We start from the raw sequence: 16,397 nt of genomic DNA on the forward strand, positions 1-16,397 counted from the left end.
CTAGCAAATGAATTAGAGTTTTTCTGCTCGGACGCCCGGCAACAGCGCACATACGCCGAGCGACGCACCACGACACAGCAAAAGTTGTACCAGGCATTTGCACTGAACCTTCGCGCAAGGCTCATACTCGAACGCTTCAAAGCCACCTACGGAGATCCACCCATGGCCAGCATCAAGGCAAAGACTGCTCAAGAAATCCTGATGAACGACTTCCAGACTCTGGTTGCCGACACCGAACGCCTGCTTGAGCACACCAAGACCCTCGCGGGTGATCAGGCCGATGAGCTGCGTGCCCAGATTCATGACAGCCTGCTGCGTGCCCGGGAAACCCTGAAGGTGACCGAAGACACGCTGCGTGAGCGCGGTCAGGCGGCCGTAACCGCTACTGAAGACTATGTGTCGGCCAACCCATGGCAGTCGGTGGGCATCGCTGCCGGCGTCGGCTTTCTGATCGGCCTGCTGGCAACTCGGCGCTGATCATGTCGATCGGTGAATCCGGCCCGACTGCGGGCACCGCCTCCTCCACGCGTCGTCTCGGCGCTGCCGTTCTGGGCCTGCTGCACAGTCATGTCGAACTGTTCGGCATCGAACTGCAGGAGCAGAAATCACGCACTGTCAGCCTGCTGCTGTTCGCCGGCCTGGCGCTGGTGTTTGCCCTGCTGTTGCTGGTAGGTCTGTCGACGCTGGTGATGATCATCTTCTGGGACACCTACCGCCTGGCAGCGATCATCGGCCTGTGCGTGTTTTATACACTGGCGTCGATCTTCTGCGGCCTGCGCCTCAAAGCGGCGATTTTCGATGAGTCCTCACCTTTCCACGGCACGCTCGAAGAGCTGGCCAACGACCGGGAGCGTCTGCTGCCATGAGCCTGCCTGAACTTCCGCACAACAGCTCGCGCCGGGAAATGCGCAAGGCGCTGATCCGCCTGCGCATGGAAATGCACCGTCAGGAAATCCGCCACGAGACCGCGCAAGTGTTGCAACCGTTGCAGCGCATGCGTGGCATGAAGCAGAACGTGCAGGACGGTTTTGGCATCAAGCACGCGCCGTTGTGGGGCGTGGCGGCGGTGACGCTGCTGGGTTTCCTCACCGGCAAAGGCTCGAAACGCAGCAGTGGTGGCGGTTTGACTCGACTGCTGCGTCTGGGCACGACGCTTGGGCCGCTGATCAGACTGGTCATGCACAGCTCGGGCAAACGCTGAAGCGCCCATCTGGCTACATTCTTGCAATAGCGCCGGGATGAATCTCCTTATCGGGAGATTCCATCCCGCGTGCCTATCCGGCAAGCGCGGCCAAACCAAAAACAAGATTAAGGACTTGCCGTGATCGACGGGCAACCGCTCGCCTGTTTTCAGCCTTTCATCGATACCGCCACCGGCCGCATTGCAGGCGTCGAAGCATTGGGTCGCCTGCGTCAGAGCGATGGTCAACTGACCTCGGTAGGACCGTTGTTCGCCGATCCGCGCACGCCGGCCACTGCCTTGCGCCGTCTCGACCGGCAAATCCGTGATCACGCCCTCAGCCGCCTGCATGAAGCGCCGGCCGAGTGGTTTCTCAGTCTGAACATGTCGCCACGCTGGATCAGCCGCCTGCGCGCCGATCAAGCGCTGCCAAGCCTCAAACAACTGGCGCGACACCAGGTTGATCCGCAGCGCATCGTTTTCGAAATCACCGAACTGGGCGGTAACAGCGAACGCTTGGCCCACGTGGTCGGGCGCTACCGTGACGCAGGGGCAAGAATCGCCATTGATGATTTTGGCGCAGGCTATTCGCAGCTGGATCGGGTACTGGCCCTGCAACCGGACATTCTCAAGCTCGACATGCGCCTGTTTCAGGCTGCTGCCCTCGGCGGACCGAGCAGCGATGTGGTCAAGGCTCTCGCCCAGATGGCCGAGAAAACCGGCTGCTGGATCATCGCCGAAGGCGTCGAAACCGAAGCGCAGCTGAATTTCGCGCTGGAGTGCGGCTCGCGCTATGTGCAGGGATTTCTCTTCGCCCGGGCACAAGAAGAATTCTTCGCTACCGATGCCTTCGTTGCGCATTTCGCGCAATTGCGGCAACGCTACGTGAAGCAGAAACTCAGCGAGCGCGGGCGGCTGATGCAAATGCGTCAGCAGCTCAGCGAGCTGATGGCGATTCTGCAGCAATGGGCGCAGGCCCGGGCGCCGCTCAGCGCCTTGCCGCAATTGCAGGCGTTTCCCTGGCTGCTGCGCTTTTATCAGTGCGACCGCCACGGCACGCAACTGACGCCCAACCTCGAATGGCGCCATGACGGCTGGTTCGCCGATGACCGCTATCTGGGACACAACTGGTCGTGGCGACCGTACTTCTATCATCTGCTGGCCGAAGGCTGGGAAGAACGCCGCCTGACCCTGTCGAACACTTATCGCGATGCCACCAGCAACCAGTATTGCCTGACTGCGGGGCAGTTTTTCGATAACGGCGAACGGCTGTTGCTGATCGATATCGATGCGGCGGGTCTGTAGTTCCGCTTGCAGGCGCGCAGCCGAACCGGGAAGCTAGGGTGATCAGTCACCAGACGGAGAGAATCAGCCTTGGATTGGCCTACCCTGCTCAACCGCGAACGCCTCGGCAAGCCGCTGCACAGCCCGCAAGAACTCGGCCGCAGCCCTTTTCACAAAGACCATGACCGCATCATTTTCTCCGGTGCCTTCCGCCGCCTCGGGCGCAAGACCCAAGTGCACCCGGTCACCAGCAACGATCACATTCACACCCGCCTGACCCACTCGCTGGAAGTCAGCTGCGTCGGCCGCTCGCTGGGCATGCGTGTCGGTGAAACCTTGCGCAGCGCGCTGCCAGACTGGTGCGACCCGGCCGACCTCGGCATGGTCGTGCAATCGGCTTGCCTGGCGCATGACATCGGCAACCCGCCGTTCGGCCATTCCGGCGAAGACGCCATCCGCCACTGGTTCCAGCAAGCCGCCGGGCGCGGCTGGCTGGACGGCATGAGCGAGGCCGAGCGTGGTGATTTCCTCAATTTCGAAGGCAATGCTCAAGGCTTTCGCGTGCTTACGCAGCTGGAATATCACCAGTTCGACGGCGGCACGCGCCTGACCTACGCGACGCTGGGCACCTATCTGAAGTACCCGTGGACCGCGCGCCACGCCGACTCCCTCGGCTACAAGAAACACAAGTTCGGCTGCTATCAGAGCGAGCTGCCGCTGCTCGAACAGATCGCTCACAAGCTCGGCCTGCCGCAAATCGAAGACCAGCGCTGGGCACGCCATCCGTTGGTGTACTTGATGGAGGCGGCCGATGACATCTGCTATGCGCTGATCGATCTCGAAGACGGTCTGGAAATGGAGTTGCTCGAATACGCCGAAGTCGAGTCACTGCTGCTCGGTCTGGTCGGCGACGATTTGCCGGAAACCTATCGCCAGCTCGGCCCGCAGGATTCCCGGCGGCGCAAACTGGCGATCCTGCGCGGCAAGGCCATCGAGCACCTGACCAACGCGGCGGCGCGGGCATTTGTCGAACAACAGGATGCTCTGCTCGCCGGCACGCTGCATGGCGATCTGGTCGAACACATGCACGGGCCGGCGAAGCGCTGCGTGTTGAACGCCAAGGACATCGCGCGCAAGAAAATCTTTCAGGACAAACGCAAGACCCTGCATGAGATCGGCGCGTACACGACGCTGGAGATCCTGCTCAATTCGTTCTGCGGCGCCGCGCTGGAGCAGCACAACGGTCGCACGCCGTCGTTCAAGAGCCGGCGCATCCTCGATTTGCTTGGCAACAATGCGCCGGATCCGCAGGGTTCGTTGCACAGCTCGTTTCTGCGCATGATCGATTTCATCGCCGGCATGACCGACAGTTACGCCAGTGACATGGCACTGGAAATGACCGGGCGTTCAAGCCACTGAGTCTGGTGGGGTCAGCCGGTCACTGATCTGACCGGCTGACCACCATGAGAGTTTTCGCTGAATGCCCCTGTGAACCAGGTGAGATTCAACTACGCTTGACCCATTAACCCGATCAAATAAACACCGCTAATTAAACGCAACTTTAAACATCGACAAATAATTGAATATCAATATTGGCCTTCGGATCATTTCAATCTTCGGCCAATTGATTGCTCGCCCTTCCTTACGCCGAACCTAATTTCAACGTAGTCTCTTTCCTCATTACGCGTAGGATTAATCCGATAACGTAGTCGCGACACTACCAGTCCATGCGAGTGCTCGTGCATCTGAGCTAAGGTGCGCGCTTTATTCATGCTTGCATGGGACTCTATTTATGAACTCCGTTTTTATTGTGGACGATCATCCGGTGATTCGCCTCGCCGTGCGAATGCTCCTGGAACATGAAGGCTACAAGGTCGTCGGCGAGACCGATAACGGTGTCGATGCCATGCAGATGGTCCGTGAATGCATGCCCGACCTGGTCATTCTCGATATCAGCATCCCCAAGCTGGACGGCCTCGAAGTGCTGGCCCGCTTCAACACCATGGGTTCCAATTTCAAGATTCTGATTCTGACGGCGCAGTGTCCTACGCTGTTCGGTATCCGCTGCATGCAATCCGGTGCATCGGGATATGTCTGCAAGCAGGAAGACCTGAGCGAATTGGTCAGCGCAATCAAAGCGGTACTTTCCGGTTACAACTACTTTCCCAGTCAGGCACTTAATCCGGTTCGCGCCGACGACACTCGATACGCTGAACTTGAACTGTTCAAATCCGTTAATGATCGCGAGCTGATGGTATTGCAGTTATTTGCACAAGGACGCACCAATAAGGAAATTGCCAAGGGCATGTTTCTTAGCAACAAGACCGTCAGTACCTACAAAAAGCGCCTGATGCAAAAACTCAAAGCCAGATCCCTTGTAGAACTTATCGAGATGGCCAAACGCAACGCACTCGTGTGAGACCCCACATGCCCAGCCGTCTGAAGGACTACCTGATCACCTTGAGCGCCGTTCTGTATCTGAGCGCCAATGCCCTCGCCGCGCCAAGCGCTTCACCGGACTATGCGTTGCTCAGCCGCTCGGCCACCGAGGCTGTTCAAACTGTCCTGCAGCCGTCACAACGGCAATGGCTGCAGACTCGCAGCGAACTGAAACTGGGTACCTCCGCACCTGATTACCCGCCATTCGACATGACCGTCAGTGGCCAGGACTACGAGGGACTGACCGCCGATTACGCTGGGATTCTCGGTCAGGCCACCGGTTTGCCGATTCGCGTGCAACGCTTTCCCTCGCGCGAGGCTGCAATTCGCGCCTTGCTCGATGGCCAGATCGACCTGCTTGGCACAGCCAACGGCTACGAAGCAGGCAATGCCAACCTCGCGCTTTCCAGACCCTATGCGGTCGATCAGCCGGTACTGGTAACCCGCGAGGACGAAACCCGCTCGCTGACCGAAGGCCTCGCCGGGCTGCGCCTGAGCATGGTGTATCACTACCTGCCGGTGCCCGAGATCAAAGCGCTGTATCCCAAAGCGCTGATCACCTGCTATCCGTCCTACCAGAACGCAATCAACGCGGTGGCCTTCGACCAGGCCGATGTGTTTCTCGGCGACACCCTCTCCACCCATTACATGATCAACAAGGGCTATCTCAACAATGTCCGTATGGCCAACTTCGGCAAGCAGGAAGCCCATGGCTTCAGCTTCGCCGTGCGGCGCAGCAATCCGCAGCTGCTGGGCATCATCGACACGGTGCTCGCAGCGATCCCGAGCAGTCAGCGCGACGACATCGCCAAGCGCTGGAGCGCCGGCAGCGACCTGCTGCTCACTGACAGAAAACTGCAGCTGACAGATCGTGAGGAAAACTGGCTCAAGCAGCATCCCGTCGTCAGCGTGGTGGTCAATGAAGCTTACGCACCGTTGACCTTCTTCGACAGCGCCGGCAATTTCCGCGGCATCAGCGCCGACCTGCTCGAGCTGATCCGCTTGCGTACCGGCCTGCGTTTCGAGGTTCAGCGCAGCCGCAACGATGCGGAAATGATCAGGCAGATCGACAATCACAAGGCCGATCTGATTGCCGCCCTGCTGCCCAGCGCCGAACGTGAAAAAAACCTGAGTTTCAGTCGCCCGTATCTGGAAAATTCCTACGTGCTGCTGACCCGCAAAAGCGCCGACAGCCCGACCAATCTAGGCCAACTCAAAGGCAAGCGTCTGGCGATCGCCCAAGGCAATCCGCTGGTCGCCTACTTGCATGAGAATTTTCCGGGCATCGAACTGATCGAAACCCCCGACACGTTCAGCGCCGTGTCGATGCTGGCCGACAACCATGTCGACGGTGCGGTGAACTCGCTGGTGATCGCCAACTATTTCATCTCCTCGCGCATATTCGATCGGCCACTGCAAATCACCACCACGATCGGCACCAGTCAGGCAGCCTTCTCGCTGGCGACCGCCCGTGACAACACCGAACTGGCCTCGATCATCAACAAGGCGCTGCTGAGCATCGCTCCCGAGGAGCTCGGCGTGATCAACGGCCGCTGGCGCGGTTACTCCACGGCATCACAGAACATCTGGCAAAACTACCAGCGCCTGTTCTACCAAGTGGTCGCAGCCGCCGGTCTGATCCTGTTGCTGTTGTTGACCTGGAACGCCTACATGCGCCACCAGATAAAACAACGCCAGGCTGCCGAACGAGCACTGAACGATCAACTGGAGTTCATGCGCTCGCTGGTCAACGGCACGCCGCACCCGATCTACGTGCGAGATCGCCAGGGTCTGCTGCAAAGTTGCAACGACAGTTATCTCGAAGCGTTCAACGCCAGACGCGAGGACATCATCGGCAAAGGCGTGATGCAGGGCACCCTGAGCAACGCATGCGAGGCCGAGGCATTCCAGGCCGATTACCAGAGAGTCATTGCCGAAGGCACTCCGTTGATCCTCGACCGGCCCCTGCACATCGGCAACCGCCGGTTGACGATTTACCACTGGATTCTTCCCTACCGCGACTCCAGCGGTGACGTTCAAGGGATTATCGGCGGCTGGATAGACATCAGTGAACGCCGCCAATTGTTTGAAAAACTGCGTGCAGCCAAAGAACAGGCGGATGAGGCGAACCGGGCCAAAAGTACCTTCCTGGCAACCATGAGCCATGAGATCCGTACGCCGATGAACGCCGTAATCGGCATGCTCGAACTGACCCTGCGACGCATCGATCCGCAACACCCCGATCGCGCATCGATCGACACGGCCTACCATTCGGCCAAGGATCTGCTCGGGCTGATCGGCGATATCCTCGACATTGCCCGCATTGAGTCGGGACGTCTGAGCCTGTCCCCGGAGTGGATCAATCTGGTCGACACAGTAACCTCCGTTGCACGCATATTCGACGGCCTCGCGCGGCAGAAAAACCTTGCCTTGCAAGTCGTCTTCAACCCGCCGCACCCGGCTGTGGATGTACATCTGGATCCGCTGCGCTTCAAGCAGGTGCTGTCCAACCTGGTCAGCAACGCTATCAAGTTCACCGAAAGCGGCCACGTGCGGATCACCCTCGACCTGATCCCGGCAGACGCTGCTGGTCGAATATTGATGCAACTGACCGTGCAGGACAGCGGCTCAGGCATCAGCGCCGAAGATCAACAGCGCTTGTTCGAGCCATTCTCGCAGGCGGAAAACGGCAGTCGGCAGGCAAAAAACGGCGCCGGACTGGGGCTGGTCATCAGTCGCAACCTGTGCGAAATGATGGGCGGACAACTGCAGTTGAGCAGCCAGCCCGGCATCGGCACTCAGGTGTGCATATCGCTGCCGCTGGACAGCCTGCCGGCAAAGGCGAATCCGCCGAAAAGCGAACCGTTGATCAAGCCTGCGACAACGCCGTTACATGTCCTGGTTGTCGACGACCATCCGGCCAACCGTCTGCTCATGTGTCAGCAACTGGAGTTTCTCGGTCATCGCTTCAGCATTGCCGAAGATGGCTGCAGCGGCCTTGAGCGGTGGAAGGCCGATCATTTCGATCTGGTGATCGTCGATTGCAACATGCCCTTGATGAACGGCTATGACATGACCCGTGGGATTCGCCAGCTTGAACTGCAAAACCATCGCCCGCCGTGCACCGTGCTGGGTTTCACCGCCAATGCCCAGCCGGAAGAAGTCCAGCGCTGCAAGCTCGCCGGCATGAACGACTGCCTGTTCAAACCGTTGAGTCTGACCCTGCTCGGACAGTGGATCGACAGCATCACGCCGGCATCACCGGCCTCAGTGTTCGACCTGCAAAGTCTGAGCTTGCTGACCGGTAACAACCCGGCGCAGACCCGACGCATGCTGGTGGAGCTGCTCAAGAGCAGCCGCCTCGACCGCGAGGAACTGCTCAGGCTGTCGCCCGAGGATGATCGCGAAGCGCTGGCAGTGGTTGCGCACAAGATCAAGGGCGCAGCACGCATCGCGCAGGCCTCGCGGCTGATTGAATGTTGTGATGAGCTTGAGGCCGCTTGCGAGCAAGCGCTCGCGCCACAGGAGATGGCCCGTCGCTGGGCGGCAACCAGCCAGGCGATGCTCGAACTGGCGCAGGCCCTGCAGCAGCAATTGACCCTGGCCGATCAAGGCACAGTCAGCGAGTCTTAACTATGCTTGGACGCTGAGCAGTGAGTTAAACATTCATGGAGAGCCTGCAATGCACAGCCCACTGCGCCCCGAGCAACGCCGGTTGCCGCTGCACGTGCACATCAGCGTCATGTTCACCTTTCTTTTATTGCTCACGGGCGTGGTGCTGGGCCTGTTCAATTACCACCAGACCACGCAGATCATCCTGTCGAGCAGCGAAAAGCTGTTTGACCGCATCGAGCAGGATGTACGCCTCGATCTGCAGGCAACCTATCAGCCGATCCGCAACCTGCTGAGCCTGCTGGCAGACACCCCGGCGGCCCAGGCGAGTAGTCTGGAACAACGCCTGCCGTTGCTCAAACCCTTCAGCCAGTCGCTCACCGACAACCCGGCGCTGGCATCGCTGTATCTGGGTTATACCAATGGCGATTTCTTCATGGTGCGCGCGCTGCGCACTCCGGCTCTGAAGGCACAGCTTCAGGCGCCGGAAGCGGCGGCCTATCAAGTCTGGAGCATCGAGCACGAGCCGCAAGGCACTGTACGCTCGCAATCACTGTTCTTTGATCAGGCGCTGACGCCGCTCAGCCGCCGCGATCATCCAGGCGAGCCATACGATCCGCGCAGCCGGACCTGGTTCAGCGACGCCCTGCAACAGGCCGGGCAAATCACCACCGAGCCCTATGTATTTTTCTCGACCCACAATGTCGGCACCACGCTGGCCCGGCGCAGCGGCGAGAACGCGGTGATCGGCGCCGATCTGACCCTCGCTTCGCTGTCGACCGCCCTGGGCAAGCACAGGGTAACGCCTTCGACAGAGATCGCACTGTACGATACCGACGGCAACGCCGTGGCCTACCCCGACAGCCATCGCCTGATCGTCGATGACCGCACTGCGCGTCTGGCCAGAGCGGCCGATCTCAGCCCTGAGCTGAACACGCTGCTCAGCTCCGACACTATCGGCAAGCGTCTGCAAGTAAACGACCGGCAATGGATCGTCGCGCGCACCAGCATTGAGGAAGGCGGGCCGAAAGGCCTGCAACTGGCGCTGCTGGTGCCGGAAGACGAATTACTGGTGGATGCGTTCCGGATGCGCTGGCAAGGCGCGCTGATCACCCTGGCCATCCTGTTGCTGTGCCTGCCATTGGGCTGGGTGATTTCGCGGATTCTGGTCAAGCCGCTGCATGCCTTGGTCAAAGAAGCCGACGCGATCCGCAGCTTCGACTTCAGTTCTCCGCTGGCGCGCCGCTCGCCCGTACTGGAAGTCGATCAATTAAGCCTGTCGATGGCGCGGATGAAAGAAACCCTGGGCAGTTTCTTCCGCATCACCGACAGCCTGTGCGCCGAAACCCGTTTTGCCCCGCTGCTCGAACGCGTGCTGTTCGAAACCGTACAGATTGCTCAGGCACAGGCCGGTCTGATCTACCTGCGCGAAGCCGACGGCGCGCGCATGGAACCCTATGGACTGGTGATTGATGGCGTGCCGCAGAAGCTGGAGGCGTTCGACATTCAGGGACGCGAGTTGCATAAGAACACTGGCCCGGCGTGGTTCGAGCAACTGGCCAGCGCCAACAATACCGTCAGCCATCTGGGCTTCGATCAGGCCGGCGACTTGCAGAAAATCCTCCTGGCCATGGAATCACCGCGCATTCACCTGATCGGCATCCGCCTGCACAACCAGCACGATGAAACCATCGGCCTGCTGATTCTGCTGGTCAATGACAGCGGCGCGCCGGGCGATCTGGAAAAACTGCGCCCCGACCGTATCGCCTTCTTGCAGGCGGTGTCCGGCGCAGCGGCGGTGAGCATCGAAAGTCAGCGTCTGCAAGCGCGGCAGAAACAACTGCTCGACGCCTTCATCCAACTGCTCGCCAGCGCGATCGATGCCAAGAGCCCCTACACCGGTGGCCATTGCCAGCGGGTGCCGGAGTTGACGCTGATGCTCGCCCAGGCTGCTGCGGCAAGCCATGACCCGGCGTTCTGCGGCTACCAGCCGAGCGAGGATGAATGGGAGGCGTTGCACATCGCTGCGTGGCTGCACGATTGCGGCAAGGTCACGACGCCGGAATACGTGGTCGACAAAGCCACCAAGCTCGAGACCATCAACGACCGCATCCACGAAATCCGCACCCGCTTCGAAGTGCTCAAGCGTGACGTGTGGATCAACTACTGGCAGACGCTGGCAAGCGGTGCAGACGAAGCGGCGCTGGCCCGCGCCCGTGATAGTGAGTTGCTGATGCTCGATGACGACTTCGCCTTTGTCGCCCGCTGCAATCTCGGTGGCGAGGCCATGGCCGAGGCCGATCTGCTGCGCCTCGAACGAGTGGCGCAACGCAGATGGCTGCGCACACTTGATGATCGCCTCGGTGTGTCCTGGGAAGAAAACCGCCGCCAGGCGAAAACCCCTGCGCAGCTGCTGCCCGTCAGTGAAAGTCTGCTGGCCGACAAACCCGAGCATCTGATCGAACGTGACAAGAAAGAGCTGATCCCCGAGGACAACCCCTGGGGCTTCAAACTCGATGTGCCCGCGTACAAGTACAACCGCGGCGAGTTGTACAACCTGAAGATCGCCCGCGGCACGCTGACCCGCGAAGAGCGCTACATCATCAACCATCACATGGTGCAGACGATCATGATGCTCAGCCACCTGCCCTTCCCCGGTCACCTGGACAGCATTGCCGAGATCGCCGGCGGCCATCATGAAAAAATGGACGGCACCGGGTATCCGAAACGGCTGAAGCGCGAGGAGATGAGCCTGCCGGCGAGGATGATGGCGATTGCCGATATTTTCGAAGCGCTGACTGCCGCCGATCGCCCTTACAAGAAAGCCAAGTCGCTGAGCGAAGCGCTGGGGATCATGGCGACCATGTGCCGTGAAGCGCACATCGACGCGCCGTTGTTCGGCCTGTTCATCAATGAGGGTGTGTACATGCAGTACGCGACGCGGTTTCTCGATCCCGCGCAAATCGACAGCGTGGATACGGCCAGCCTGTTGCACAAGGCTGGCCTCAGCGGTTGATCAGCAGTCGGTCAGGCGCAGGAAAATCGCCGCCAGTTGCTCAATGCCGGCCTGATCCTCGGCGCCGAAACGCGCCAGCTTCGGGCTGTCGAGGTCGAGCACGCCGATCAGGCGACCGTCCTTGATCAACGGCACCACCAGTTCGCTGTTGGACGCGCTGTCGCAGGCGATGTGGCCCGGGAAGGCATGCACATCCTCGACGCGCTGGGTTTGCAGGCTGGCAGCAGCAGCGCCGCAAACACCGCGCCCGAACGGGATGCGCACGCACGCGATCTGGCCCTGAAACGGGCCGAGCACCAGCTCTTCGTTACGATTGAGGTAGAAACCGGCCCAATTCAAATCATCGAGCTGGTTGAACAGGAATGCGGAAAACTGCGCGGCATTGGCGACGAAGTCGCGTTCGTCCGCCAGTAGCGATTCCAGTTGCGCGGCCAACATACCGTAGCCTTCGAGGCCCTGGCCGCTTTGTTGCAAATCAATCATGCCTTGTGCTCCAGCAATTTCAGTCCCACCCAGTAGCGGGCGAATTGATACGCGCAACGTCCGTTGCGATTACCGCGGCCGGTGGCCCAGCGCACGGCGAGGATGTCCAGTGCTTCGTCGCGCTGCCAGCTCAGGCCGGCCTTGGCGGCCAACTGGCCGATCCAGTGCTCGACGACGTTGAGAAAGTGTTCCTGGGTAAACGGGTAGAACGACAGCCACAGGCCGAAACGATCCGACAGGGCGATTTTGTCTTCCACCGCTTCGCTCGGGTGCAGTTCGCCGTCGACGCGCTTCCAGTTTTCGTTGTCGCTTTCCTTTTCCGGCACCAGGTGGCGGCGGTTGGAAGTGGCGTACAGCAAGACGTTGTCGGGGGCCTGCTCGAGCGAACCGTCGAGCACGCTTTTCAGCACGCGGTAGTCGCCTTCGCCGGATTCGAACGAGAGGTCATCGCAGAACAGCACGAAACGTTGCGGCAATTTGGCAATTTGCTCGACCACCCGTGGCAGGTCAGCCAGGTGATCGCGTTCGATCTCGATCAGACGCAGGCCGGCACCGGCGTGCTCGGCCAGCAACGCACGCACCAGCGAAGACTTGCCGGTACCGCGCGAACCCCAGAGCAAGGCGTGGTTGGCCGGCATGCCATCAAGAAATTGTTGTGTGTTGCGCCCCAACTGCTCCAGCTGCCGGTCAACGCCGATCAGGTCGGACAGACGCATGTCGAGGCTGACTTCCAGCGGCAACAGGTAGCCGCTGCGACCGTCACGCTGCCAGCGCGCTGCCAGGCATGTGTTCCAGTCAATGATGGGGCGCGGTGCCGGCAACAGTGGTTCGATTCGCGCCAGAACCGACTCGGCGCGTTCAAGAAAAGCATTCAATCGGGAATCCACGTCTTCTCCTCGGGCACTTTCACAGTGATGATGACGATCCAGCGACGACATACAGATAAAATCGCCTCAGCAAGCCTTGTTACAAGGCGATTCGGGAACCTCGGTATCCCTGCATGATCGACTATGCTTGAGCAGCGAAGGGAAACGGAAGTGGTTCAACAACCCATGGATATCAAATTCACCCACCGGCTGTCTTACAAGCAAGCCAGGCTTACCGTGCTGGTCGGGTTCATTCTGGGCACCCTGCTCAGTCTGCTGCAGATCGGCATCGATTATGCCAGCGAAGACGCTTCCATCAACCGGGAAATCCTCGCACTGCTGGAAATCAGCCACAATCCGGCCTCGCGCATCGCCTACAACATCGATGCCGAACTGGCGCAGGAGCTCACCCTCGGCCTGCTGCGCTCGCCGGCGATCATCGCCGCGCAATTGATCGACAACAACGAGACCGTCCTGGCCAACGTCAAACGCCCGGAACTGCAGAGCAGCTATCGGCTGATCAGCGACTTCCTGTTCGGCGCCAAGCGTCATTTCGAAGATCGTCTGTACCTCGACCACTTGCCCAACGAATCCCTCGGCGTTCTCAAGCTTGAAGTCGACACTTACGCCTTTGGCAGCCGCTTCTTGCGCCGCGCGGAAGTCACCCTGCTCAACGGTTTCGCCCGCAGTCTGCTGCTGACCGGGATCCTCCTGGCGCTGTTCTACGTGATGCTGACCAAGCCACTGGTGCGGGTCATCCGTGAGCTCAGCGGTCGCGACCCGCGCAGCGCCGAGCCGACCACGCTCGAGTGCCCGGCCGGCCACGGCAACGATGAGATCGGGGTGCTGGTCAAGGTCGCCAATCAGCAGTTCGAGAACATCGCCACCGAAATCCAGCAGCGGCGAACCGCGGAAAACCGCCTGACCGAATACCTCGCGCAACTGGAAGACATCGTCTCGGCGCGCACCGCCGAGCTCAAGGCAATCAACGCCCGCCTCAGTCAATCAAACGAAGAACTGGAAGTAGCACGCCGCACAGCGCTGGACATGGCCGAAGCGCGTTCGGCGTTTCTGGCCAATATGAGCCATGAAATCCGCACACCGCTCAACGGTTTGCTGGGGATGATCGCACTGTCGCTGGATGGCCCGCTCAACGCCGAGCAGCAGCAACAACTGTCGATCGCCCACGACTCGGGCAAGGTGCTGGTGGAACTGCTCAACGATATTCTTGACCTGTCGAAATTCGACGCCGGGCAACTGGAGCTGGAAAACATCCCCTTCGACCTCGGTTCGCTGATCGAAGACACTGCCAACCTGCTCTCGCAGAACGCCGCGCCAAGCGTCGAGCTGACCTGTCTGATCGAGCCGCACTTCCCGGCGCTGGTGCTGGGCGACCCCACCCGGGTGCGGCAGATCGTCAGCAACCTGCTGTCCAACGCGCTGAAATTCACCCGCTTCGGTCGGGTCGATGTGCGTCTGTCGGCGTACAAGGGTGGCGTGCGCATCGAAGTCTGCGACACCGGCATCGGCATTGCCCAGGAAGCGCAGGTGAAAATCTTCCAGCCGTTCACCCAGGCCGGCGCCGGTATCACCCGTCAGTACGGCGGCACCGGGCTGGGACTGGCGCTGACGTACAACCTGTGCGAGGCGATGCAGGGTCGGCTGACCATCAGCTCCGAAAGCGGCTTCGGCAGCCAGTTCTGCGCCGAACTGCCACTGCCCTCTCACACCCGCGCCCTCCCACCGCAGCCATTACGCGGCAAGGTCCTCGCCATCACCGCTGCCAGCAGTGGTCTGGCGGAATTGCTGAAAAGCCTGTTGCCGGTGTGGGGCCTGGAATACACGCAGCGCACCATTGATGATTCGCTGCTGGGCCTGAATCCGGATGTGCTGATCACCGATTGTCCGGAATGCCTGTTCGGTCTGCGCCCGAGCATCACTGCGCCGATTCTGCTGGTGACTGCTTACGGCAGTTTTCTGCCCAGCGAAGAAGCCGCCGCCCTCGCCCCCTTGCAGCAGCAAGCCCGGCCGCTGGCGCGCAACGCGCTGTACCAGCATCTGCGACGGATTCTGCAACCGGAGGTCGCCGCCCTCACCGAAGCGCAAGCGGACGCCTCGCCATCCGCGCGCCGGGGCAAGGTGCTGCTGGTCGAGGACAACCCGGTCAATCAACTGGTGGCAAAAGGCATGCTTGGCAAGCTTGGCTGCGATGTGGTGGTGGCGGGGCATGGCGCCGAGGCGCTGGATCAGCTGGAGTTTGCCGATTTCGATCTGGTGCTGATGGACTGCAATATGCCGGTGATGGATGGCTATGAAGCCAGTCGGCAGATTCGCCAGAGCGGGCGCTGGCCGAATCTGCCGATTGTCGCGCTGACCGCCAATGCCATGTCCGAGGAACGCGAACGCTGCCGCGCGGCGGGCATGAGCGACTATCTGGCCAAACCGTTTCGCCGCGAAGAACTCGCCGCGCTGCTCGATCAGTGGATGCCGACTACGTCAGCGCTTTGATTTGCCCAAGCAAATGATCGAGGCCGGCGCGCAAGTCGTTGAGCCGGTCAAGATCAACGCCACTGTCGCAGAGCAGGCGCGCCTTGAGTGGCCCGACCTGCTCGCGTAATGCTGCTCCGGCAGGGGTCAGGCTCAAATGCACTTCGCGTTCATCACGTGCCGAGCGCCGACGCTGGACCAGATCGATCTGCTCCAGACGCTTGAGCAATGGCGTCAACGTCCCCGAGTCCAGCGCCAGACGTTCGCCCAAGGCCTTGACCGTCGGTTGCTCCGGCGCAGCATCCTGCCATTCCCACAGCACCAGCATCGCCAGGTACTGCGGATACGTCAGGCCCAACTGATCGAGCATCGGCTTGTAGGCGCGAATCACCGCCCGCGAGGCCGCGTACAGCTTGAAGCACAACTGGCTGTCGAGCTTCAGCGAATCACTCGGCTGACTCATTTCAGCAAAGCTTCGATCTCGCCGCTCAGGTCCTGCGGCTTGGTCGTCGGGGCGAAACGCTTGACCAACTGGCCATCCTTGCCGATCAGGAACTTGGTGAAGTTCCACTTGATGCCCTGCGAGCCGAGCAGGCCCGGGGCGCGCTTCTTCAACTGCACGAACAGCGGGTGAGCATCGGCGCCGTTGACGTCGATCTTCTTGAACAGCGGGAAGCTGACGCCGAAATTCAGTTCGCAGAATTCGCTGATGGCGCCCTCATTGCCCGGCTCCTGCTTGCCGAACTGGTTGCAGGGGAAACCCAGTACCACCAGCCCTTGATCCTTGTAGGTTTGCCAGAGTTCTTCGAGGCCCTTGTATTGCGGAGTGAAGCCACACTTGCTCGCGGTATTGACCACCAGCACCGCTTTACCGGCGAAATCGGCCAAGGTCTTTTGCTCACCCTTGATGGTGGTGCACGGGATATTCAGCAGGTTGTCGCTCATGGGTCGGCTCCGCAATGGTGAGGAAGGCGCAAACATAACGAGCAATTGAATTGCGTGCAATCTAATTGCTCGATAAAAAGGCGAC

The 16,397-nt window shown here is 60.4% G+C and carries 13 protein-coding genes; 9 read left to right on the forward strand and 4 right to left on the reverse strand.

Translation table 11 applies throughout. The annotated features are described in order from the left end of the window. Positions 1-162 precede the first annotated feature (162 nt). From D8U70_RS16300 to D8U70_RS16335, 8 genes are all read left to right on the forward strand, one after another. Positions 163-477: a YqjD family protein gene (locus tag D8U70_RS16300; RefSeq protein ID WP_016770842.1), complete on the forward strand. Its 315-nt coding sequence runs from the start codon at positions 163-165 to the stop codon at positions 475-477. 2 nt (positions 478-479) lie between these two features. Continuing rightward, positions 480-866, forward strand: a complete 387-nt coding sequence (locus tag D8U70_RS16305; RefSeq protein ID WP_008079909.1) for a phage holin family protein — start codon at positions 480-482, stop codon at positions 864-866. Then, positions 863-1,201 (forward strand): hypothetical protein, encoded by a 339-nt coding sequence (locus D8U70_RS16310; RefSeq protein WP_016770844.1) that lies wholly within the window; start codon positions 863-865, stop codon positions 1,199-1,201. The genes D8U70_RS16305 and D8U70_RS16310 overlap by 4 nt, the downstream gene beginning before the upstream one ends. Before the next feature lie 120 nt (positions 1,202-1,321). After that, positions 1,322-2,485 carry an EAL domain-containing protein gene (locus tag D8U70_RS16315; protein ID WP_016770845.1) on the forward strand — a complete coding sequence of 388 codons (1,164 nt, stop codon included), beginning with the start codon at positions 1,322-1,324 and terminating at the stop codon, positions 2,483-2,485. Positions 2,486-2,554: 69 nt separating this feature from the next. Beyond that, positions 2,555-3,883 carry a deoxyguanosinetriphosphate triphosphohydrolase gene (locus D8U70_RS16320; protein WP_016770846.1) on the forward strand — a complete coding sequence of 443 codons (1,329 nt, stop codon included), beginning with the start codon at positions 2,555-2,557 and terminating at the stop codon, positions 3,881-3,883. A 373-nt stretch (positions 3,884-4,256) separates the two neighbouring features. Then, a complete protein-coding gene (locus D8U70_RS16325; RefSeq protein WP_016770847.1) occupies positions 4,257-4,883 on the forward strand; it encodes a response regulator transcription factor in 627 nt (208 codons plus the stop codon). Positions 4,884-4,891: 8 nt separating this feature from the next. Beyond that, a complete protein-coding gene (locus D8U70_RS16330) occupies positions 4,892-8,536 on the forward strand; it encodes a transporter substrate-binding domain-containing protein (protein WP_130929302.1) in 3,645 nt (1,214 codons plus the stop codon). 49 nt (positions 8,537-8,585) lie between these two features. Next, positions 8,586-11,531, forward strand: a complete 2,946-nt coding sequence (locus D8U70_RS16335; RefSeq protein WP_130929303.1) for an HD domain-containing phosphohydrolase — start codon at positions 8,586-8,588, stop codon at positions 11,529-11,531. Here D8U70_RS16335 and D8U70_RS16340 read toward each other — a convergent pair whose 3' ends face one another. Together D8U70_RS16340 and D8U70_RS16345 are read right to left on the reverse strand one after the other, a co-directional pair. Beyond that, positions 11,532-12,014: a GAF domain-containing protein gene (locus D8U70_RS16340; RefSeq protein ID WP_073472444.1), complete on the reverse strand. Its 483-nt coding sequence runs from the start codon at positions 12,012-12,014 to the stop codon at positions 11,532-11,534. Further along, positions 12,011-12,901, reverse strand: a complete 891-nt coding sequence (locus D8U70_RS16345) for an ATP-binding protein (RefSeq protein WP_073472440.1) — start codon at positions 12,899-12,901, stop codon at positions 12,011-12,013. Before D8U70_RS16345 ends, D8U70_RS16340 begins: the two co-directional genes overlap by 4 nt. A 165-nt stretch (positions 12,902-13,066) precedes the next feature. Between D8U70_RS16345 and D8U70_RS16350 the strand changes: the two genes are divergently transcribed. Then, positions 13,067-15,388 (forward strand): response regulator, encoded by a 2,322-nt coding sequence (locus tag D8U70_RS16350; protein WP_130929304.1) that lies wholly within the window; start codon positions 13,067-13,069, stop codon positions 15,386-15,388. Here the strand turns inward: D8U70_RS16350 and D8U70_RS16355 are convergent. After that, positions 15,372-15,830: a MarR family transcriptional regulator gene (locus D8U70_RS16355; protein WP_130929305.1), complete on the reverse strand. Its 459-nt coding sequence runs from the start codon at positions 15,828-15,830 to the stop codon at positions 15,372-15,374. The genes D8U70_RS16350 and D8U70_RS16355 overlap by 17 nt on opposite strands. Next, positions 15,827-16,312 carry a glutathione peroxidase gene (locus tag D8U70_RS16360; protein WP_016770854.1) on the reverse strand — a complete coding sequence of 162 codons (486 nt, stop codon included), beginning with the start codon at positions 16,310-16,312 and terminating at the stop codon, positions 15,827-15,829. Before D8U70_RS16360 ends, D8U70_RS16355 begins: the two co-directional genes overlap by 4 nt. Positions 16,313-16,397 lie beyond the last annotated feature (85 nt).

The sequence above is a fragment of the Pseudomonas sp. Sample_20 genome (assembly GCF_004307585.1).
GTDB lineage: Bacteria > Pseudomonadota > Gammaproteobacteria > Pseudomonadales > Pseudomonadaceae > Aquipseudomonas > Aquipseudomonas atacamensis.